This is a genomic window from Acidovorax sp. GW821-FHT10A04, from assembly GCF_059415825.1.
In genome coordinates this window covers 194300-216425 of record NZ_JBWKNZ010000008.1, presented here as the reverse complement: position 1 = coordinate 216425, position 22126 = coordinate 194300, and the positions used below count along the sequence as shown (strand labels likewise).

General features: G+C 67.7%; 17 protein-coding genes. 15 read left to right on the top strand and 2 right to left on the bottom strand.

The genetic code is table 11. The features are described 5' to 3' along the window. Positions 1–90: 90 nt before the first annotated feature. Positions 91–1761, top strand: a complete 1671-nt coding sequence (gene paaN, locus AC07PF_RS18470; RefSeq protein ID WP_494612806.1) for a phenylacetic acid degradation protein PaaN — start codon at positions 91–93, stop codon at positions 1759–1761. A gap of 9 nt (positions 1762–1770) precedes the next feature. On the opposite strand, the gene AC07PF_RS18465 is transcribed toward paaN, so the two are convergent. Together AC07PF_RS18465 and AC07PF_RS18460 are read right to left on the bottom strand one after the other, a co-directional pair. Next, the gene (locus tag AC07PF_RS18465; protein ID WP_494612805.1) at positions 1771–3102 is read right to left on the bottom strand and encodes a sulfatase family protein; all 1332 of its coding nucleotides are present in this window, start codon (positions 3100–3102) and stop codon (positions 1771–1773) included. Between the two features lie 9 nt (positions 3103–3111). Next, the gene (locus AC07PF_RS18460) at positions 3112–4065 is read right to left on the bottom strand and encodes a tripartite tricarboxylate transporter substrate-binding protein (protein WP_494612804.1); all 954 of its coding nucleotides are present in this window, start codon (positions 4063–4065) and stop codon (positions 3112–3114) included. A 78-nt stretch (positions 4066–4143) separates the two neighbouring features. Between AC07PF_RS18460 and AC07PF_RS18455 the strand changes: the two genes are divergently transcribed. From AC07PF_RS18455 to gspD, 14 genes are all read left to right on the top strand, one after another. After that, on the top strand, positions 4144–4689 hold the full coding sequence (locus tag AC07PF_RS18455) for a MarR family winged helix-turn-helix transcriptional regulator (RefSeq protein ID WP_494612803.1): 546 nt from the start codon (positions 4144–4146) through the stop codon (positions 4687–4689). 163 nt (positions 4690–4852) lie between these two features. Beyond that, entirely contained in the window at positions 4853–6433 is a 1581-nt protein-coding gene (locus AC07PF_RS18450) for an MFS transporter (RefSeq protein WP_007852057.1), read from the top strand. A 207-nt stretch (positions 6434–6640) separates the two neighbouring features. After that, complete coding sequence (gene hemE / locus AC07PF_RS18445; protein WP_494612802.1) at positions 6641–7756, top strand: uroporphyrinogen decarboxylase; 1116 nt, start codon at positions 6641–6643, stop codon at positions 7754–7756. A gap of 1422 nt (positions 7757–9178) precedes the next feature. Next, positions 9179–11308 (top strand): replication restart helicase PriA, encoded by a 2130-nt coding sequence (priA, locus tag AC07PF_RS18440; RefSeq protein ID WP_494612801.1) that lies wholly within the window; start codon positions 9179–9181, stop codon positions 11306–11308. Between the two features lie 239 nt (positions 11309–11547). Beyond that, complete coding sequence (locus AC07PF_RS18435; RefSeq protein WP_052024349.1) at positions 11548–13146, top strand: GspE/PulE family protein; 1599 nt, start codon at positions 11548–11550, stop codon at positions 13144–13146. A 65-nt stretch (positions 13147–13211) separates the two neighbouring features. Further along, on the top strand, positions 13212–14345 hold the full coding sequence (locus AC07PF_RS18430; protein WP_494606928.1) for a type II secretion system F family protein: 1134 nt from the start codon (positions 13212–13214) through the stop codon (positions 14343–14345). Between the two features lie 44 nt (positions 14346–14389). Beyond that, on the top strand, positions 14390–14842 hold the full coding sequence (gspG, locus tag AC07PF_RS18425) for a type II secretion system major pseudopilin GspG (RefSeq protein ID WP_108016485.1): 453 nt from the start codon (positions 14390–14392) through the stop codon (positions 14840–14842). A 31-nt stretch (positions 14843–14873) separates the two neighbouring features. Then, on the top strand, positions 14874–15353 hold the full coding sequence (locus AC07PF_RS18420; protein WP_007852037.1) for a prepilin-type N-terminal cleavage/methylation domain-containing protein: 480 nt from the start codon (positions 14874–14876) through the stop codon (positions 15351–15353). Continuing rightward, a complete protein-coding gene (locus tag AC07PF_RS18415; RefSeq protein ID WP_494612800.1) occupies positions 15331–15867 on the top strand; it encodes a type IV pilus modification PilV family protein in 537 nt (178 codons plus the stop codon). Before AC07PF_RS18420 ends, AC07PF_RS18415 begins: the two co-directional genes overlap by 23 nt. Then, the gene (locus AC07PF_RS18410) at positions 15864–16508 is read left to right on the top strand and encodes a PulJ/GspJ family protein (RefSeq protein WP_494612799.1); all 645 of its coding nucleotides are present in this window, start codon (positions 15864–15866) and stop codon (positions 16506–16508) included. Before AC07PF_RS18415 ends, AC07PF_RS18410 begins: the two co-directional genes overlap by 4 nt. Next, positions 16505–17551 carry a hypothetical protein gene (locus tag AC07PF_RS18405; RefSeq protein WP_494612798.1) on the top strand — a complete coding sequence of 349 codons (1047 nt, stop codon included), beginning with the start codon at positions 16505–16507 and terminating at the stop codon, positions 17549–17551. Before AC07PF_RS18410 ends, AC07PF_RS18405 begins: the two co-directional genes overlap by 4 nt. Positions 17552–17626: 75 nt before the next feature. Beyond that, positions 17627–18973, top strand: coding sequence for a hypothetical protein (locus AC07PF_RS18400; protein ID WP_494612797.1), 1347 nt, complete (start codon positions 17627–17629; stop codon positions 18971–18973). Next, entirely contained in the window at positions 18970–19584 is a 615-nt protein-coding gene (locus AC07PF_RS18395) for a hypothetical protein (RefSeq protein ID WP_145697134.1), read from the top strand. The genes AC07PF_RS18400 and AC07PF_RS18395 overlap by 4 nt, the downstream gene beginning before the upstream one ends. Before the next feature lie 52 nt (positions 19585–19636). After that, positions 19637–22117: a type II secretion system secretin GspD gene (gspD, locus tag AC07PF_RS18390; RefSeq protein ID WP_494612796.1), complete on the top strand. Its 2481-nt coding sequence runs from the start codon at positions 19637–19639 to the stop codon at positions 22115–22117. Positions 22118–22126: the final 9 nt, after the last annotated feature.

Genomic DNA, 22126 nt, shown 5'->3' with positions numbered 1-22126 from the left:
TTATTGACCGACCGTTCGGTAGAGAATAAACTTTCCCGAATCCTGATGCAAGTCAAACCCATCAGGGCAAACCCTAGCGGAGACAAATTGATGCCCTTGTTCGAAACCCACCGTGCCCTCCTGGAGGGAGCCCTTGCCGCCCTGGCCACCCGTGGCCACTGGACGCCCTTCCCCGAATCGCCCTCGCCCAAGGTCTATGGCGAGACCGGCCAGGCCGACGGCCAGGCGGCCGTGAACGCCCTGCTGGGCAAGGACTTTGCGCTGCAGCAGCCCGGCGAGCAAGGCCGCCTGGCCACCGAGCGCTCGCCCTACGGCGTGGCGTTGGACGTGCGCTACCCCGATTGCGACGTGCATGCCCTATTGGATGCGGCCCAGGCGGCCGAACCCGCCTGGCAGGCACTGGGCGCGCAGGGCCGCACGGGCGTGCTGCTGGAGGCGCTGGTGCGCATACACCGCCGCAGCCACGAGATCGCGCACGCCGTGATGCTGACCACCGGCCAGGGCCCGATGATGGCCTTCCAGGCCGGCGGCCCGCATGCGCAGGACCGTGCACTCGAAGCCATCGCCTACGCCTGGAAGGCCATGGCCGACGTGCCAGGCCAGGCGCTGTGGGACAAGCCCCAGGGCAAGAACCCGTCGCTGGTGATGCAAAAGCATTACGAGATCGTAGGCCGCGGCGTCGCGCTGGTGGTGGGCTGCGCCACCTTCCCCACCTGGAACACCTACCCCGGCCTGTTCGCCGCGCTGGCCACGGGCAACCCGGTCATCGTCAAGCCGCACCCCAATGCCGTGCTGCCGGCCGCGATCTCGGTGAACATCCTGCGCGAGGTGCTGGCCGAGCAGGGGCTGGACCCGAACACCGTGACCCTGGCACTGAGCCCCCGTGCCGAAGACACCCAGGCCCTGGCCACGCACAGCGCGGTGGCCAGCATCGACTTCACGGGCAGCAACCAGTTCGGCCGCTGGCTCATCGACAACGCCCGCCAGGCGCGCGTGTATGCCGAGATGGCCGGCGTGAACACGGTGATCATCGAATCCACCGACCAGTACGCGGCCCTGCTGCGCAACCTGGCGTTCACGCTGTCGCTGTACAGCGGCCAGATGTGCACGACCACGCAGAACCTCCTGGTGCCGCGTAGCGGCATCGCCACCGACGAAGGGCACAAGAGCTTCGAGCAGGTGGGTGCGGACCTGGCCGCCGCCGTGACCGAGCTGGCCTCGAACCCGCGCGTGGCCACCTCGGTGCTGGGCGCCGTGGGCTCGCCCGAGACCGTGGCCCGCATGCAGCAGGCGAGCGGCCAGGGCCGCCTGGTGCTGGCCTCGCGTGCCCTGCCCCACCCCGAGTTCGCGAACGCGCAGATCCACACGCCGGTGATCGTGGCGCTGGAGCAGGCCGACAGCGCCATCTACGGCCAGGAATGCTTCGGCCCCGTGTCCTACCTGGTGGCCACCGACTCGGGCGCCGCCAGCCTGCAGGTGGCCGAGGCCACGCTGCGCGCGCATGGCGCGCTGACGCTGGGCGTGTACTCCACCGACCGCGCCTACATCGACGCCGCCATCGCCCTGGGCCGGCGCACGCGCGTGGCCCTGTCCATCAACCTCACGCAGGGGGTGTTCGTGAACCAGTCGGCGTCGTTCTCGGACTACCACGCCACGGGCGGCAACCCGGCCGCCAACGCCAGCTACACCAACCTGGCCTTCGTGGCCGACCGCTTCGTGATCGTGCAGCGGCGCGAACATGTGGCTGCGCCAACTGTCTAGTAGAGAGAGCTACCGCTGCGGCATGTCCTTGACTGAGTAACCAAGGCTGACCGTGGCGTCCTCCGGGATGGCCGGCATGGTGGCGTTCCACGCCTCCCATGCCGCGCGCATCGCGGCCAGGCGCTCGGGATCGACTCCGGCGCGGTTGGCGCGCTCGCGCTCGTCGTCGGCCAGGTGGAACAGGTAGTCGTTGCCATCCACGCGCAGGTACTTCCACTCGCCCAGGCGCATGGCGCGCTGGCCGCGGTGGTTCATGCGCCAGAACAGCGGGCGCTCGCAGTCCCACCCGGCATCGCGCAGCAACGGCATGAGCGAGACGCCATCGAGCGGGTAGTCGGCATCGGCCGGCACGCCGGCCGCATCGAGCATCGTTGCGGACCAGTCCATGGTCATGCAGCTGTGCACGCTCTCGCCCCCCGGAGCGATCACGGCGGGCCAATGGGCGATCCAGGGCACGCGGATGCCGCCCTCGGTCAGGTCCATCTTGCCGCCCACCAGGGGCCAGTTGTCCGAGAAGCGCTCGCCGCCGTTGTCGCTGGTGAAGACCACCAGCGTGTCGCGATCGATGCCATGGCGGGCGAGGGCGGCCATGATGCGGCCGATGCCCTCGTCCATGTGGTGGATCATGCGGCGGTAGGCCTCGATGTTGCCGCCGTGCAGGTGGAACAGATTCTGGCGCACCTCCTCGGCCAGCGCCGCGTCGTCGCGCGTCTCCCAGGGCCAGTGCGGTGCCGTGTAGTGCAGGCTCAGGAAGAAGGGCGTGCCCGCCTGAGCACCGGGCGCCATGCGCTCCACGAAATCGAGCGCGTGGTCGGTGATCAGGTCGGTGAGGTAGCCGTCCTCCTGCTGCTCGGTCTCGCCCAGGTACAGGTCGTGCTGGCCAGCGGAGCTGCAGTGCGTGAAATAGTCCACCCCGCCCGACATGGGGCCGAAGAACTCCTCGTAGCCCGACTGCAGCGGCCCGAAGGCCGGCGGGTAGCCCAGGTGCCACTTGCCCATGAGCGCCGTGCGGTAGCCGCCAGCACGCAGCAGCGAGGGCAGCGTGGGGTGCGAGGGCGGCAGGCCCAGGGTGCTGCTGCCCCGGCTCTTGCTGTTGATGGGCTCCTCGGCCGCGCCGCGCAGGCGGTACTGGTAGCGCGCCGTCATCAGCCCGAAGCGCGTGGGCGAGCACACCGGCGAGTTCGAATAGCCCTGCGTGAGCTTGAGGCCTTGTGCGGCCAGGCCGTCGAGCACGGGCGAGACGGGGCCGAACGCGGCCTCGCGCCCGCCGTAGCAGCCCAGGTCGGCATAGCCCAGGTCGTCGGCGACGATGAAGACGATGTTGGGACGTGTATGGCTCATGAAGCTGCCTCAGGGCTTGAAGCCGGAGCGCTGCACCACGGGTGCCCACTGGGCGCGGTAGGCCTTGAGCATGGCCTCGGTCTGCACCATGCTGCTGGCCACGGGCTCCATCTTGGCGGCCTCGAACTTGCGGCGCGTGTCGGGGTCCTTCATCACTTCGTGGATCAGGCCGGCCAGGCGCTCGGCCTGGGCCTTGGGCATGCTCATGGGCGCAAAGAAGGTGTTCCAGCCGGTGGCGGCCAGGTCCAGGCCGCCTTCCTTGAAGGTCGGGATCTTGGGATCGAGCGGGCTGCGTTTGGCGCTGGACACCGCGAGGATGCGGATCTTGCCCGCCTCGTGCTGGGGCAGCAGCGTGTCGAAGGTGTCGAAGGCCACGGGCACCTGGCCGCCGATCAAATCGTTGAGCAGCGGGGCCGAGCCGCGGTAGCCGACCACCTCGGCGCTGACCTTGGCGGCATCGCCCACCATGAGCCCGAAGAAGTGCGGCAGGCTGCCCGTGGCGGGCACGCCGAAGTTGGCCTTGTCGGGGTTGGCGCGCAGCCAGGCGATCAGGTGCGGCAGCTCGCGCACGGGCACGGCGGCGGAGACGGCCACGCCGAACTCGTAGCTGTTGACATGGCTCACCGGGCGGAAATCGCGCTCCGCGTCATAGCCCGCGTCGGGGAAAACCAGGGGCGCCACCAGCATCACGGCCGGGTTGGCCAGCAGCAGCGCAGGCTGGTTGGCCGGCGCACTCTTGACGGCCTGGGCCGAGAGGCGGCCGCCGGCGCCGGTGCGGTTCTCCACGATCACGGGCGAGCCCAGCTTGGCCTGCAGCTTGTCGGCCACGATGCGGGCCACGCGGTCACTGGAGCCGCCGGGCGCATAGCCGACGACGATGCGCAGTGGTGCCTCCTGCGCCTGGGCCAGTGCGGCCGATAGCGCCAGCACGGCGGTGAACACGGAGGCGAGGGGTTTCCACATGGCAAGGCTCCCGAATGGATATCGATAGAAGGAATGGCGCACTTTAGAAGGGCCACAATCGATTGATCTAAACAATCCATGCCCGTGTTTACCCTGATGCCCGAACCCGATGACCCGCTGCGGCTGGCCGACCCCGAGGCGGCCCGGCACCTGCTGATGTACCGGCTCAACCGCCTGCTGGCCGTGGCCGGCAGCCTGGTGGTGCGCCTGTGCGAGGGCGGCTATGGCATCACGCGGCGCGAATGGGGCCTGTTGATGTGGCTGGCCGAGCGACCCGGCATGCCCCCGGCTGAACTGGCCGAGCGCCTGGGCCTGGACCGGGCCCGCACCTCGCGCGCCATCACCTCGCTCCTGGGCAAGAAGCTCATCACGCGCGAGGCCATGCCGGGGGACCGGCGCCAGGCGGTGCTCTCGCTCACCCCGGCTGGCCAGGCGGTGCACGACGCCCTGTTCCCGCAGATCAAGGCGCTCAACCAGGCCCTGCTCACCGGGCTGGATGCCAGTGCCCTCGACACACTCGATGCCAGCCTGGTCCACATGCAGCGCCAGGCCGAGGCCCTGGTGGCCACCCGCACCGACGTGCCGCGCACCTACCGGCTGCGCGGCGGGCGGCACCCGGAGTAGCGGTACGCCCACAGCAGGCCCATTCCCACACTCCATTGGCCGCCGTACAGGAAAAACGGGCTTTGGCGCACCGCAATGCGTCGGCTGCCGCTATCCTGTGGCAAGGGGTCGCCACACGCCCTGTCTGTCTTCTCTATCTATAGAACCACGCCCCACGCCATCCATGTCCTCATCCACCTCGCTCTGGAGTCCGCTGCGCCAACCTGCTTTCCGGGGCCTGTGGATCTGCGGCGGGGTTTTCTTCATCGGCAGCGGCATGCAGACCATGGCGGCGGCCTGGCTGATGGTGGAGCTGTCGGGCTCGTCCTTCCTGGCCGCGCTGGTGCAGACAGCCGTGTTCATGCCCATGTTTTTGTTGGCGCTGCCGGCCGGTGTGCTGGCCGACACCACCGACCGGCGCCGGCTGATCTCCGGCGCCTTGATCGCGCAGATCGCCGCCTGCAGCCTGTTGGCGGTACTGGTGCTGGCGGGCAAGGGCGGGCCGGCCTCGGTGCTGTTCCTGGTGTTCGTCTGCGGCTGCTGCACGGCGGTGCTCACGCCGGCCTGGAACTCCTCGGTCATCGACCCGGTGCCGCGCGACGAGTGGCCGCAGGCCATCACCGCCGTGAGCATCGCCTACAACGCGGCGCGCGCCGTGGGGCCCACGCTGGCCGGCCTGGTGTTCGCCCAGCTGGGCGCAGGCTGGGTGTTCGCCATCGCAGCCGTCACCACCATGGTGATGTGGGAGTCCATTCGCCGCTGGCCGCCGCGCCCGCATGCGCCCACCCGGCTGCCGGCCGAGCGCCTGTGGGGCGGCACCCTGAGCGGGCTGCGCTTTGCCTGGCATTCGCACATGATTTTGGCGCAGCTGGTGCGCGTGACGGCCTTCAGCGCGGCCGGCTCGGCCCTGTGGGCGCTGCTGCCGGTGATCGCCCAGCGCCAGCTGGGTGCAGGCGCCCAGGGCTTTGGCCTGCTCATGGGCTGCCTGGGCACGGGCGCCGTGGCCGTGGGCCTGGTCATTGGCAAGCTGCGCGCGCGCTTCGGGCTGGAAGTCATCGTCAACGTGGCCTGCGTGGTGTTCGCAGGCGCCATGCTGGTGGCCGCGTTCTCGCACACCGCCATCGTGGTCTATCTGGCGATGATGTTTGGCGGTGCGGCCTGGATGTCGGCGATGTCCACCTTCAATACCGCCACCCAGGCCAGCGCGCCACCCTGGGTGCGCTCGCGCGCCGTGGCCATGCACATGGTGACGGCCCTGGGCGCCTTCGCCATGGGCTCGGCCATCTGGGGGGCAGCCTCGGACATCGTGGGCCTGGCGCCCACGCTGGTAGCCGCCGCGGCCTGCATGGCCGTGGGCCTGCTGCTCGCGCGCCCCATGCCGCTGCGCATGGGCGCCCTGCACGAGGTGACCCAGGCCACGCCCTGGGACGAACTCTTCATCGAGGCCGAACCCCTGCCCGAGGCAGGCCCGGTGGCCGTGGAGGTGAGCTACCGCATCGCCGAAGGCACGGACGCGGCCTTCCTGGACACCATCAGCCGCATGAAGGCCCCGCGCCGGCGCGATGGCGCCACCTTCTGGCGCGTCTACAAGGACCTGGGCGATCCCACCCGCTATGTGGAGCGCTTCATCGTCGAATCCTGGGCCGACTACCTGCACCAGCGCGCCCGCGCCACCATGGCCGACCAGACGCTGGAGACCGAGGTGCGCGCCTTCCTCGCGCCGGGCGAGGTGGTGCGCATGTCGCACTACATCGCCGAGAGATAGCTCCCCCTGAGCCGCTGCGCGTCTTCCCCCTGAGGGGGACGCCTCCGGTGGACCGGCAAAGCCGGATCCACGGTGGCGCTGGCAGGGCCGCGCCCCTGTCCATGACGGACCTTGTTGCAGACATCCGCGACACCTGCGCAGGCAGCACACCCAAACCATCTGCTCTGGCGATTCAGTCCAGTTTCCGGGCCCTGCGACAATCGGGGCATGAGCTTCGCCCCCCTTTCCAACGACACCTTCCTGCGCGCCTGCCGCCGCCAGGCCACCGACTACACGCCCCTGTGGCTGATGCGCCAGGCGGGGCGCTACCTGCCCGAGTACAAGGCCACGCGCGCCCAGGCCGGCAGCTTCATGGGTCTGGCCACCAATGTGGATTACGCGACCGAAGTGACGCTGCAGCCGTTGGAGCGCTTTCCGCTCGATGCGGCCATTCTGTTCAGCGACATCCTCACGGTGCCCGATGCCATGGGCCTGGGCCTGTCGTTCGCCGAGGGCGAGGGCCCGCGCTTTGCCAAGGTGGTAGGCGACGAGGCCGCGGTGGCCGAACTGGCCGTGCCCGACATGGACAAGCTGCGCTATGTGTTCGACGCCGTGACCAGCATTCGAAAGGCATTGAACGGCCGGGTGCCGCTGATCGGCTTTTCGGGCAGCCCCTGGACGCTGGCCTGCTACATGGTGGAAGGCAAGGGCAGTGACGACTACCGCCTGGTCAAGAGCCTGATGTATGCGCGCCCGGACCTGATGCACCGCATCCTGGCCACCAATGCCGACGCCGTGGCCGCCTACCTGAACGCCCAGATCGACGCGGGCGCCCAGGCGGTGATGATTTTCGACAGCTGGGGCGGCGTGCTGGCCGACGGGGCCTTCCAGGAGTTCAGCCTGGCCTACACGGCGCGGGTGCTGGCCCAGCTCAAGCGCACCAGCGTGGACGGCACCGATGTACCGCGCCTGGTCTTCACCAAGGGCGGCGCCCTGTGGCTGGAAGACATGAAGCCCCTGGACTGCGAGGTGCTGGGCCTGGATTGGACCGCGAACCTGGCGCGCGCCCGGGCCCTGGTGGGTGGTGCCGTGGGCGGCCCGGGCAAGGCCCTGCAGGGCAATATCGACCCGAACGTGCTGTTTGCGCCGCCCGAGCAGATCGCAGCCCAGGCGCGCCGGGTGCTGGACAGCTTCGGCACGCCGCACACCGACCGCAGCACCACCGGCCCCACGCACATCTTCAACCTGGGCCACGGCATCAGCCAGTTCACGCCACCCGAGCACGTGGCGGCGCTGGTGGAAACCGTGCACAGCCATTCACGCAATCAGCGCAGCCTGGGTTGAAAAGCGCCTTCCCGGGCTCCTAGATAGCCTGGGTTGTGCACACCAGTGGTGCATCTGCAAGAAAATCTATCGGGCCGTCCATTGGACGGCCCTTTTTTTCGGACCGCATGCAAGCCATTGATTTGTATAGGCATTCATGCGCTGCTCTTTTGCTGGGCAATCTACCAGAAGCACGGTTTTTCAAGGGCTGGAAGCCAGAACACAGGGGATATCAACAAAGTTATCCACAGAAATTCTGAACTTCATGAAAAAACCGTGACAGATCAAGCACTTGCGGCGTGAACCACAAGAATCAGTGGACATCGTCCTACACCGCGGGCACGGGAATGGCGGGCAATGTCCTCTTGACGAACCGCGCGAACTGCACTTATGCACACAAAAGGTGATGCGGCGCAGCAAAAGCCAATGCTGCGGCACTAGCACAAGAAGGTGCGGCAAAAATCATCAGATGATTGATTCATATGGATTTTTTAACCCTGCCATTTTGACAGGCATTCTGTTGCAGCCCAGCATCCATGCGGCTTGCGGCGCACTGGAGACAGGATGTCAACAAAGTTATCCACAGATTTCCGGGATGACTTGGCAGGGCGGGGCCGGAATCTCCGGCCAGGCAATCCATCCCACCCGTGCGCCAGCACCCGGGTGCGCTGGCCAAAAAAAGTCCAGCCATCTCGTCGGAGGGCATCGAGAGAGCCCCTCGAAGCCCTTCAGCAGGCGGGAAATAGCCGGAGTTGTGCACACTGGCGGCGCATCCTTGAAAAATTCAATCGTACTGTTTCTGGGGCGCCACTTTATTTTCGCAGCGACGCAAGTGGTTGATTCATATGGAAATCCTTCGATTGCACTTTTGACGGGCAACCTACCGGAAGCACGGTTTTTCAAGGGCTGGCGGGCTGCGCGCAGGGGATATCAACAAAGTTATCCACAGAAATTCTGAACTTCTCGCAAAAGCCTTGCAAAATCAAGCACTTGCGGGCGACATCATAGAAAACACTGCATACCGACTCGATCGGCTAGCACAGAAATGGTGGCCATTCTCCCCTTGACGAACCGGGCAGGCTCGACTTATGCACACAAAACGTGATGCGGCGCAGCAAAAATGCACCCGCCGGCGATTAACACAAAAAAGCCCTCCAAAAATCTTCAGATGATTGATTCATATGGATTTTTTCTCTCTGCTGGATTTACAGGCAGTTTGTTCCAGCCCAGTATCCATGCGGCCTGGGCCACGGTGAAGACAGGATGTCAACAAAGTTATCCACAGATTTGTGGGATGACTTGAAAAACGCAGCATGATCAGCGACTTAGCGCTGACACCGCGACAGAACATGAAGTAGCACGCGCAACCTCCCCACACCGCGGACAGCCCGAGCCCCCAGGAGGATTGGCGTACGATTCCCGGTTGCCCCTGAACCACCGACCTTGCCGCCTCCATCCACCACCACCGTCCATGTGGCCCTGCACGCCCCCTCGCACAGCGGCGTGGGCGATCTGCTGAGCTATGCCAGCCCCGATCCGCTGCCCCCCGGGACGCTGGTGCGGGTGCCCTTCGGCACCCGCGAGGTACTGGGCGTGGTCTGGGACGCGGAAGAGGCCACCGGCGAGTTGCCCGAAGGCGCGACCATGCGCCCCATCGCTGGGGTGCTGGCCGGCGTGGCGCCGCTCGACGCGCCCTGGCGCCGCCTGGTCGGGTTTGCGGCACGCTACTACCAGCGCGCGCTGGGCGAGGTGGCGCTGGCCGCCCTGCCGCCCCAGTTGCGCGACCTGGGCCCTGAGCAGCTGGCCCGGCGCCTGCGCCGCCCGGCAGCACCCGCTGGCGACACCGGCCAGACCCTGCCCAGCGTGGCCCTGACACCCGAGCAGGAAAGCGCGCGCGCGCAGATCGCCGCCGAAAAAGGCCCGTTCGTGCTGTTCGGCAGCACCGGCAGCGGCAAGACCGAGGTCTACCTGCGCTGCGCGCAGGAGGTGCTGGACGCCGATCCGAGCGCCCAGGCCCTGGTGATGGTGCCCGAGATCAACCTCACCCCCCAGCTCGAAGAGCGCTTCACCGCCCGCTTCGCGCCGCGTTTCGGCGCCCAGGCCGTGGTCTCGCTGCACAGCGGCATGACCAACCCGCAGCGCCTCAAGAGCTGGCTGGCCGCCCACAGCGGCGCGGCGCGCATCGTGCTGGGCACGCGCATGGCGGTGTTCGCCAGCATGCCGGGCCTGCGCCTGATCGTGGTGGACGAGGAGCACGATCCCAGCTACAAGCAGCAGGAGGGGGCCCGCTATTCGGCACGCGACCTGGCCGTGTGGCGCGGGCGCGAGCAGGGCGCCAAGGTGTTGCTGGGCTCGGCCACACCGTCGCTGGAAAGCTGGCACGCCAGCCGCCCGCCCACACCCGAGGACCCCGAGGGCGGCCGCTACCGGCGCCTGCACATGCCCAGCCGCATCGGCGCCGGGCAACTGCCGCGCGTGCGGCGGGTGGATATGAACCAGCAGCCCAAGCGCGCGGTGTTCACCGCGCCGCTGCTGGCCGCCATCACCGAGCGCGTGCAGCGCGGCGAGCAATGCATGGTGCTGCTCAACCGCCGCGGCTATGCCCCCGTGCTGCACTGCGCCGACTGCGGCTGGAAGAGCGACTGCCCGCACTGCAGCGCCCACCAGGTGTTCCACAAGACCGATCGCACCCTGCGCTGCCACCACTGCGGCTACACCGTGCGCGTGCCGCGCCACTGCCCCACCTGCGGCAGCCCTGACATCCTGTCCATGGGCCGGGGCACCGAGCAGCTCGAGGAGCAGCTCGCCGGCCTGCTGTCCGAGGTGCTGCGGCCCGACGGCTCGCCCGCGCGCATCGCGCGCATCGATGCCGACACCACCAAGGCCAAGGGCGCGCTCGAGAGCCAGCTGGCCCAGGTGCATTCGGGCGAGGTGGACGTGCTGGTGGGCACGCAGATGATCGCCAAGGGCCACGACTTTCGCCGCATCACCCTGGTGGCCGCCGTGCAGCCCGACGGCGCGCTGTTCTCCAGCGACTTCCGCTCGGCCGAGCGGCTGTTCGCCCTGCTCATGCAGGCCGGGGGGCGCGCCGGCCGCGACGCGGCCTACATGGCGGCCCAGGGCGGCGCCCCCTGCGAGATGTGGGTGCAGAGTTTCCACCCCACGCATGCCGTGTTCGAGGCACTGCGCACGCACGACTACCCCGCTTTCGCGGCCCAGCAGCTCAAGGAGCGCCAGGAGGCAGGCATGCCCCCCTTCGCCTACCAGGCCCTGGTGCGCGCCGACGCCCGCACCCAGGAGGTGGCCCAGGCCTTCCTGACCGCGGCCAGCGCCGCCGCCCGGGAGCACGGCCTGCCGGGCGTGGACCATGTCACCCTGTACCCGCCCGTGCCGCTGACCATCCAGCGCATCGCCAATGTGGAGCGCGCCCAGATGCTGCTGGAGAGCGAGAGCCGCACGGCCCTGCAGCGCTTTCTGGCCGCCTGGCAGCCGGTGCTGCAGGCCACGCGCAGCGATCCGGCCCACAAGGGACTGATCCGCTGGCTGGTGGATGTCGACCCCCTCGCGATCTGACCCCCACGATCTGACCCCCATTAACACGCACTCATCTTTGTTACGCGCGCCGGCACAAGCCCACCCATGCAGGGGGTGCCCCGCGAAAGGCGAACAAACTACAATGCCGGGTGGTGCCAGAACACCCCAGGCCTGTGGCCGCACGGGCCGTTCAGCGCCCATCCTGCAGGCCATGGGCCGCTGGCAAACCCCTTCCACCCCATGCCCCCAGTGCCGAACCGGCCATTCCCACAGCAACTATGAGCAGTCTCCCCATCGGCACCGATGACGCCGGCAACCAGGAAGCCGAGCTTCTGGCCCAGTTCGCGCGCAACCTCAAGGTGCCGCTGCTCAACACCATGACGCATGCGCTGCAGGACGTGTCCCCGATCGAGGGCCTGTCGCCAGCCTTTTTGCGCACGAACTCGCTGCTGCCTTTTTCGGTCACGGACGAAGCGGTGCACATCGCCTCCAGCGTGCCCGTGCAGCTGGCCGCGCTCGATGCCCTGAAGCAGTTCTTTTCCGTGCCCACGCGCCTGCACCTGGCGCCGCGCATGTGGATCCACTCCGGCCTGGACCAGGTCTACCGCCCCGAGAATGCCAACCTGGCCGCCTTCGACGACGAGAACGCATCGGGCTCCGAGAACCAGGACGACGACCTCGAAACCCTCAAGGCCCTGGCCGAGGACGCCCCCGTGGTGCGCCTGGTGCAGTCGCTGCTGCTGCGCGCGGTGGAAAGCCGGGCGTCCGACCTGCACCTGGAGGTCAGCCAGCAGAAGTTTCGCGTGCGCTACCGCATCGACGGTGTGCTGTTCGACGCCGAATCGCCCCCGCGGCGCATGTACATGGCGTCCATCTCGCACCTGAAGCTGCGCGCCAAGATGAACATCGCCGAGCGCCGCCTGCCCCAGGACGGCCGCATGAAGATGGAAGTCGGTGGCCGCCAGATCGACATGCGCGTCTCCACCGTGCCCACGGTGTACGGCGAGAGCATGGTCATCCGCCTCCTGGACCAGGGCCCCGGCATGATGGGCATGGACTCGCTCGGCCTGAACGCCGAGGCGCTGGCCATGCTCGAGGCCGCCATCGTGCAGCCGCACGGCATGATCCTCGTGACCGGCCCCACCGGCAGCGGCAAGACCAGCACGCTGTACGCCTCGCTGGGCCAGGTGAATCTGCCGGGCAACAAGATCATCACCGTGGAGGACCCGGTCGAGTACCAGATCGACGGCATCAACCAGATCCAGGTCAAGTCGCAGATCGATCTGACCTTTGCGAGCGCGCTGCGCTCCATCGTGCGGCAGGACCCGGACATCATCATGGTCGGCGAAATCCGTGACCGTGAGACGGCCGAGATCTCCATCCAGTCCGCCCTCACGGGCCACCTGGTGTTCTCGACCCTGCACACCAACGACTCGTTCGGCGCGCCCCACCGGCTCATGGAGATGGGCGTGGAGAGCTACCTGATCGCCTCCTCGGTGGTGCTCATCGTGGCGCAGCGCCTGGTGCGCGTGATCTGCCCGCACTGCCGCGAAAGCACCACGCCCACCTCGGCCGACCTGCTGTTCCTGGCCGAAGAGGGTGTCGAGGCCCACCAGGTGACCGAGCTGTTCCACGGCAAGGGCTGCCACCACTGTGGCCAGTCGGGCTACATCGGCCGCACGGGCATCTACGAGATGCTGCCCATGACCACGGCCATCAAGGAAGCCATCATCCAGAAGATGCCGGCCGAAGGCGTGCGCCGCAAGGCCATCGAGCAGGGTGTGCGCACCATGCGCGCCGACGGCATCAGCAAGGTGCTGGCCGGTATCACCACCCTCGAAGAGCTGGCGCGCGTCACCCGCCAGGAGATGACGTGAGGCCGCGGCCGGGTAGCTCAGGTGCCGCCAGCCAGGGGATTGCAGCCGACGCTGGCAGCAGCCCTGTGCCAGCCGACACCGCCCAGCACCTGCCACTGGCGTCCGAGCAGCAGCCGGTCGCCTCCGGCATCCGCTGGACCGCCTCGCTCGGCGGCGGCAGCAAACGCGTGGGCATCAAGCACGTGCTGGCCATGACCGAGCAGTTGCTGACCCTGCTGGACGCCGGCCTGCCGCTGGACCGGGCACTGCACATCTGCCAGAGCAGCATCGAGCAGCCCTTCTTTCGCGGCGTGATGCAGGCCGTGGTGGTGGACGTGGAAAAGGGCAATTCGCTGGGCGATGCCTTCATGCGCCACCCCTCGGTGTTCCCGCGCCTGTACGTGAACATGGTGCGCGCCGGCGAGGAAGGCGGCGTGCTGCCCGTGGTGATGCAGCGGCTGGTGGAGTTCTACACGCGCAGCATCGAGTTCCGCTCGTTCCTGGTCACCTCGTCGATCTACCCGGTGCTGCTGTTCTTCTTCGGCGTCAGCGCGCTGCTCGGGCTCACGGTGTTCGTGCTGCCCAAGTTCGGCCAGATCTTCACCGACATGCACCAGGAGCTGCCCACAGCGGCGGCCGTGCTGATCGGCACCGGCGAGTTCTTGAAGGCCTACGGCCTGTACATCCTGGGGGTGATCGCCGTGGCCCTTACCGGCTTCGTGATGGCCCTGCGCGACGACAAGTGGCGCGAGCGCTGGCAACTGCTGCTGCTGCGCATGCCCATCCTGGGGCCCCTGCTGCTCAAGATCCAGCTGGCCCATGTCTGCCGCACCTGGGGAACTCTATTGGCCAGCGGGGTTCCGATACTCACCGGCATGCGCATCGTGCGCGAGCTGACCGAGCACATCCCCTTGCGCAAGGCGCTGGACCGGCTGGTGCGCGCCGTGCAGGAAGGCAAAGGCGTGTCGGGCCCGGTGCGCGCCGACCCGTTCTTTCCCCGCCTGCTGGGCCAGTTGGCCGCGGTGGGGGAGGAGTCGGGCGCGCTCGATGCCATGCTCGTGAAGGTGGCCGACCAGTATGAGAAGGACATCCAGAAGGCCACCCGCAACCTGGTGGCGCTGTTCGAGCCCATGATGATCCTGCTGATGGGCGGGCTGATCGGCACCATCGTGGTGTCGATGCTGACCGCCATCTTCTCGATCAACGACATGCCCCTGTAAATGAACAAGTGACGTAGTAAGTAAGTAGGTTTTTTCCAATGCACATGCCCTTCAAGCTCCCCTCCCGCAAGCCCGCGCTGCGCCGCGCAGGCGGCTTCACGCTGATCGAACTGCTGATCGTCATGGTCATCCTGGGCCTGCTGGCCTCGCTGGTCGGCCCGCGCCTGTTCGGCCAGCTCGACGCCTCCAAGGTCAAGGCCGCGCGCACCCAGATCGAGATGCTGGGCGCCGCCATGGATACCTACCGCCTGGACATGTCGCGCTACCCGAGCACCGAGCAGGGCATCGCCGCCCTGTCGGAAAAGCCCGCCGACGCGGCCGAGGCGGCCCGCTGGCGCGGCCCCTACCTCAAGAAGAAGGTGGACAAGGACCCCTGGGGCAACAGCTACGTCTACCGTGCACCGGGCGAGAAGAGCGACTACGAGCTCTCGTCCCTGGGCGCCGACGGCAAGGAAGGCGGCAGCGGGGACGACGCCGACATCCGCAGCTGGGAATAAGTAGACCTGCCTCGACTCCGTGCGGTTGCGCATGAAAAAGACCGCCGGGTTCACGCTGCTCGAACTGCTGCTGGTGCTGGTGCTGGTCGGCATCGGCACGGGCCTGGCCATGGTCTCGGTGGACCAGTTGGCCGGCCGCGCAGAGGAGCGCCGCTGGCTCGACCGCACGCAGCAGGAACTCAAGCGCCTGCGCAACCGGGCCGTGCTCGGGGGGGCGCTGGTGGAAGCCACGGTGTACTTTGACTCGGGGCGCATCGCCACGGCGGCCGGCAATGTGCTGGAGCTGCCCGGCAACTACCGCCTCATTGCCAGCCCCGCTGACCGCCCGCGCACGGCGGCCACGGCGACCCGGGCCGAGGACGAAACCCTGCAGCTGCTCTTCTACCCCGATGGCACCGCGCAGGAGGCGGCCTTTCTGGTGCGCACCCCCTCGGGCGTGCAGCAGCAGTTCCGCATGGCCCGCGTCAGCGGACGCATTGAAAGAAAAGATGCCGCGCCGACCGAACAGTAAGCCCGTGCGCGCCCGGCCGCGCGCCCAGCAGCAACACGGCTTCACGCTGCTGGAGGTGCTGGTGGCCATGGTGCTGATCGGCTTCGGCCTGGCGATCGCGTTCACCGCGATCTCGGGCACGGCGCGCCTGGACGACAAGATCAACGGCCACACCGCCGCCATGGCGCTGGCCCAGGCCAAGCTCGACGAAGCGCTGGCCAGCCCCACCTTCGCCGTGGCCGACGACGCCGTGGACCAGGGCTATGCCGGCACCGATTTCGGCTACCGCGTCCACCTGCGCCCCTTCGAGGCCCTGACCCGCGCGCAGCAGGAGCGGATTCCGGCCTTCCGGCAGAAGCTCGAAGAGGTGGAGGTCGAGGTCTTCTGGGGCCCCAAGGGCAACCAGCAGGTCTACCGCCTGAACAGTTACCGCCTGGCACCGCCCCCGCCGGGTGAGCGCACTGCGGGCGGCTCGGCAGCGCCCACCTCGTCAACGCCGCAGAACCCGCAGAACCCCGTGCGGCCCACGCCATGAGGCGCCATCACAGCCATCCCCGTCCAGGCACCCAGACCGGCTTTACGCTGCTGGAGCTGATGGTGGCGCTCGCCATCTCGGCCGTGGTGGCGGTGATCGGCGCCTCGGCCATGTCCACGGCGCTCGATTTCTACGGCCGCAACGGCGACCGCGCCCGCTCGCGCGAGGAAGTGCGCGGGGCCGAACGCATCCTGCGCCACGAATGGACGACCCGCGGCATCTCCGTCAAGGGCAGTGCCACCACGCTGGAGTTCGACACCCTGCACCCGGTGATGGGCACGCCCGGTGCGGCCCCGGCCATTGCGCGCGTGGAATATGCCTGCGAAACCGCCGAAGGCAGCAACAGCCTGGCGCTGGTGCATCGCGTGAAAACGCTGCCCCCCGCCACCCCCACGAACACCGGCAACAGGCCCACCCCGACCCTGCTCGACACCCAGGTGCTGGCCTCGGGCCTGCGCATGTGTGCCTTCTCCTACCTGACCCGCCTGCCCAACCGCGAAGGCAAGCCCATCCCTACCTGGCTGGCCAAGTGGGAGCAACTGCGCCAGCCGCCCGACCTGCTGCGCATGGGACTGTCGGGCGTGCGCGACGACATGCCAGCCCTGGTCTACAAGGCCCGCAGCGAGGCAGGCGCACCATGACCACCCGCACCCTGCAGCCCCCCCGGCCCCTGCAGCGCCGTGCCCACCGGGCCGGCCGCGCTGGCGAACGCGGCTACATCCTGCTGTTTGCGCTGGGCCTGATGGCCGTGGTGACCACGGTGGTGCTGGGCGTCTCGGTCTCGCTGCGCCTGGATGCGCAGTTGCTCGCCCGCGAAAAGGAGGCATTGCAGGAAGCCTATGTGCTGCAGTCTGCCGCCGCCTACACCGCCCTGCAGCTGGGCATGGCCTCGGCGGTGGCGGGTGCCAACCCACCCCTGCCCGAAGAGGTGCGCCGCAACTGGCCCCTGTGGCGCCTGCCGGAGCCCGGCGCCCCGCCCGCAACCGCCCCCGGCACCGCCCCCTCTGCCCGGGGGGTGGCCGCGGCCGCCGCCGCCGGCACCACGCCCACGGCCCGCTACGAAGCCACACTGGGCCGACAGCCGTTCACCGCCGAGCTGCAGGACGCCAGCGGCCTGCCCGATGCCAACGACCTGACCGCCCAGGAATGGGAGCGGCTGTTCGCCCTGCTGGGCACGGCCCCGCCGCGTGCGCGCGAGCTGGCGCTGCTGACCATGGAGTTCAAGAACCGGGTGATGGACGCGCGCGGAACGGCCGGATTTTCAAGCATGCGAGAATTGCTGGATTGGAACGAGATACCGCGCCCCCTGGTGCGGGGTGGCACCACCCAGGTTCCCGTGGGTTTGCAGGACCTGCTGGTGGTAGGCACCAGGAACCGCAAGGTGCGGCTGGACACCACCCCCATCGTGCTGCTGCGGACCCTGGGCAATCTCACGGACGACCACCTGCAGCGGCTGGCCGCCATGCGCCGTTCAGGCACCCCCATCACGGCAGCTCTGGCCCAGCAATGGACCAACGGCACGGGGCTGATCGCGGCCGACATGGCGGGCCCGCCCACGGCCGTGACGGCGCGGTTGCGCCTGGGCGGACCTCGGCCCACCGGCGCAGCGCTGGTGGCAACCCTGGTCCAGCAGGGTGGAAAGTTCAGCGTGGTGGATTCCGTGGCCGATGTGAGCGCCCGCTGACAACCGCCAACCCTGTGACCGACACCCGAAGGCTGCCCCGAAAAGAACATCCCGATCAGATTGAAACCTCAACCGATGCGCAATTTCTCCCCCTCAGCCAGCTGGCGGCACCAGCTGGTGCTCTCCCTCTCACCGCACAGCCTGTGCATCCTGCATTTCTACCGCGGGCTGCTGGGCTGGAAGCGTGCGCATGAGCTCGTGGTGCCCCTGCCCGAAGGGGATGGTTTCTCGTCGCAGTTGCAGCAGCAGCTCGCCGACAACGTGGCGCGCTGGAAAATTCCGGCAGGCACGCGCGCGCACTGGGTGCTGAGCGGCGACATCCTGGGCATCGTTCCGCCCAATACCCAGGGGGCGGGCGCCCCCCCTTCGCTGCCCTTCCCGGCCAGCGACACGCGCACGCAGGTGGACGCCTTCGGCGGTGCCGAGGGCGCCTCGCTGATGTGGATGCACAAGGACTGGGTGACCGAGATCGAGCGCATCAGCAGCGCCTGCCGCCTGGCCCTGGTGGAGCTGTACGCCCGCGCACAGCTGTTCCAGCGCATCGCCGCCAGGCAGCCCGCCTCGCTGCGCGCCGTGGTCGAGACCGATGCCTCCGACCAGTACCTGCATGTCTACGCGGCCAACGGCACCATGCTGCGCACCCGTGTGCTCGACGCGGCCGACACCCACGAACACCTGGCGCAGACCCTGCAGATGGAGCTGGCCGCGCTGGGCGCGCCCGCCGATGCCGCCCCTGGCCGCCCGGTGCAGCTGACCACCCCCAAGGGCTACGCGGCCGAGCCGCAGACCTGGGCCGACTACCAGCACCACGTGCTGCCAGCGGCGTCGCACAGCGACCTCCTCGAAAAGCTCTGGCGCTCGGACCAGGGCGGCATCATCGTGCGCCACACGCACAACGACATGGTGCAGGCGCTCAAGGTGTTCAGCCTCGGGCTGGGTGCCGTGGGCCTGGCGGGGCTGGCGCTCATGGTCTGGCACGATGGCCGGCTGGTGCGCCAGATCGAGGAGGGCCGCGACCGCGTGCGCAAGGACCTGCCCAAGGTGGAAGCCGCCAAGCTGCTCAAGGCCCGCACGCTGCGCATGGCCGACGCGGTGCAGGCGGTCAACACGGCGCGCGAGGCACCGTCCGCGCTGGGCCCGTTCTCGCAATTGGTTGCGTATTTCCCACCGCCGCCCGCCACCTTGCAGTACTTCAGCTCTGACAATGGCGTCGTCGCACTGGCAGGCCAGGGCAACGAAGGCAGCGTGAAATGGCTGCAGGAGCGGCCGCTGGCCGGCTTCGGCGCCTGGACCGATTTCCCCGTGCCGGAATACCTGGCCGCCAGCACCCCGCAGATCCACCTGCAGGCGCGCAAGGAAGCACCCAAACCCATTGTTCCAGCACCGGCCAAGCCACCCGCATCGGGGGCATCCCAACCATGATGAAGCGCGATCTCAAGCGGGTGCATGCCGCCCACGGCATCAAGTACTTTGCCTTTCCCGTCGTCGTGCTGCTGCTGATTGCGGCCCTGGTGGACCAGCGCCTCACGGGCTACCTGGAGCACCGCGAGCAGGCCAGCGACCTGCAAACGCTGCTGGAAAGCAACCAGAACACCCTCGACCTCGACAAGAAGGTCCAGGCCAACAGCGAGCAGGTGGGCGGCAGCTACACGCCCATCCAGGAGCAGCTGTTCGTGGCCAACGACATCACCGAGTCCGTCAACGCCATGCAGCAGCAGGTGACCAAGCTGCTGCAGGGGCTGTACTTCGACAACATCGACCTGTCGGAGTTCTCGGACGCGCCCAAGGGCAGCGTCTCGCGCATGTCGCTCACGGCGCGCTTCAACGGCGTGCCCCAGCAGCTGCCGCGCCTGCAGATCGCCCTGGCGCAGTCGCCCAAGCTGCTGGTCATGGACAAGGTCGAGATCAAGGTGGTGGACGACACCCAGCGCGGCGGCCAGCAACTGCACGTCGTGGCGCGCTTCTCGGGCCTGCACATGAAGCCGCTGCCCGAGGCCGCCGCCCCTGCCGCGCCTGCGGCCGCCCGCAAGTAAACCGAACACGGCTGAATTTCAGAAGACTGCAATGAACAAATCCATTCCTCCCATGCTGCGCAAATTGACCGCTGTGAGCATTGCGCTCCTGCCCACGCTGACGGCAACGCACCTGGTGATGGCCCAGCAGCCACCGATCAACCCCTTCACGGGCCAGCCCATGCCCGCAGTGCCCAGCGGCGGCGGCACCCCCGTGCCCGGCGGTTTCAGCATGCCCGGCATCACCATCCAGGCACCGCAGGCAGGCGGCGCCGTGGCCGCTCCGGCCGCAACACCCGCGGCACAGCCCACCCCAACCGGTGCTGCAGCAGCGCCCTCCATGCCCGCCCCCCTGGCCATGCCTGCACCCGGCGCTGTGGCAGCCACCACGCCCGCTGGCGGCAACCCCGGCGCGGTGCTGTCCAACACGCCCAACCCGGGCGTGACGCTCAAGTTCGACAATGCCGACATCTACGAGGTGATCCAGGTCGTGCTCGGCGAAGTGCTCAAGCTCGACTATGTGATCGACCCCACCGTGCAGGGCCGCGTCACGCTCAAGAGCACCGGCGCCATCAGCATGGCCGACATCTACAGCACGCTGGAGACGGCGCTCGCGGCGAGCAACATCTCCATCGTGCGCCAGGGCAAGCTCTACAAGGTGCTGCGCGACACCAACGCCGTGCGCGACGCCGGCCTGGGCCCGGGCGTGGGCGCGGCCTCGTCGGTGATGCAGATCATCCCGGTGCAGTTCGTGCAGGCCAACCAGCTGGCCAATACGCTGCGCGGCTTTGTCGGCTCGCAGGCGGCCATCACCAACGACCCCTCCAACCGCTACCTGATCGTGGTGGACAAGGCCGCCAACGTCGAGAAGATCGTCGAGATGGTCAAGACCCTGGACTCGGACTACGTGAGCCAGGTGCAGATCAAGCTGTTCCCGCTGGCGCACAGCGAGGCGGCCGACGTGGCCAAGGAGCTCGACGCGATCTTCAAGACCTCGGGCATCTTCAACAAGCCCGGCACCGACGCCACCAAGACCTTCTTCCTGCCCGTGGCCCGCATGAACGCCGTGATGGTGGCTGCGGCCAACCCGGCCCTGCTGCAGACGGCCGAGCAGTGGATCAAGACACTGGACGCCGAGCCGCGCAATGGGCTGGGGTCGTTCGTGCATGTGTACCCGGTGGCCAATGGCAATGCGGCGAATCTGGCGAGCCTGGTGACGCAGATCTTTGGCGGGTCGGCGCCTACGCAGAACAATGCGAACACGGGGGCAGCGGGGTTGTCGTCGGCAACGGGAACGGCATTTGGCTCCTCTGGCGGCGCAACGGGGACCAACACCGGACTGGCTGGTGCCGCATCGGGTACCAACAACCAGAACAACAGCTCTGCTGCCCGCACCATCGAGCGGGGCAACACGCCTTCGCAAGGAACGACGGGCACCGCGCCTGGTCTGGGCGGATCGGTGCAAGTGATTGCGGATACGGAAACCAACACGCTGATCGTGCGCGCCTCGCCACAGGACTACCAACAGGTTCGCAAAGTGCTGGAGCGTCTGGACTCTTCGCCCCGCCAAGTGATGGTTCAAGTGATGGTGGCCGAAGTGACGTTGACCGATGCACTGCAATACGGCGTGGAGTGGTGGATCAAGTCTGCGTTGACCACGGGGGGTAAAAGTTGGCCAGGTTTTCTCGGCCTGGACGGTGCCATTGGCCCAACGGGTGTGAACACATCTGCCGTTGGATCAAGCACCTCAACACCTATCGTTGGCTCCACTCCCCGGGTGACAGGCACTTCCACGGGCCTCAACTACGCCGTGTTTGGAAGTGCCGGCCAGGTCATCGGCCTCTTGAACGTACTGGGCCGGGACACCAATGTGAACATCCTGTCGGCACCCCATGTCCTTGCCAGCGATGGCAAGGTCGCCAAGATTGAAGTCGGTAGCGAGGTTCCCGTCATTACCCAGACCGTGTCCACCCCCAGTAGCGGCCTGCTCACCAACTCGTTCTCCACCTCCAACTCGGTGCAATACCGTCCGACTGGCATCTTGCTGGAAGTCAAGCCCAGCATTACCTCGACTGGAAGGCTGACCCTCAGCATTTCACAGGAGGTCAGCAGCCTGGGCGATCAGTTGGATGCTGGCGGAGCCAAGTACCCCAGCTTTCTCAAGCGCAAGGTCACCACGGATGCCACCATTGAAGACGGCAAGACCATCCTGCTGGCGGGTCTGATCGAGAACAGGACTGAAAACGGCGTCGTCGGCGTGCCGGTGCTCAAGGACATTCCCATTGTGGGAGGTTTGTTTGGAACCACCAGCAAGACGAAGACCAAGACCGAGCTGCTGATCAGCATCACGCCGTACATCATCAACAACCGCGAAGAAGCGGATCGGCTTGCAGGCAGCTTCCAGGAAAGCCTGCACAAGCTGCGTGGAATGCTGCAGGACAAGGACACGACGGTTCCGCCCAATCTGGGTCGCGACGCACCGGTTCAAAGTCAGCAAAAACCTGCTGCCTTGAGGGCCCCACAGATCCAGAACAGCGAAGCCTTCGTCAACTGATCTCGCCGG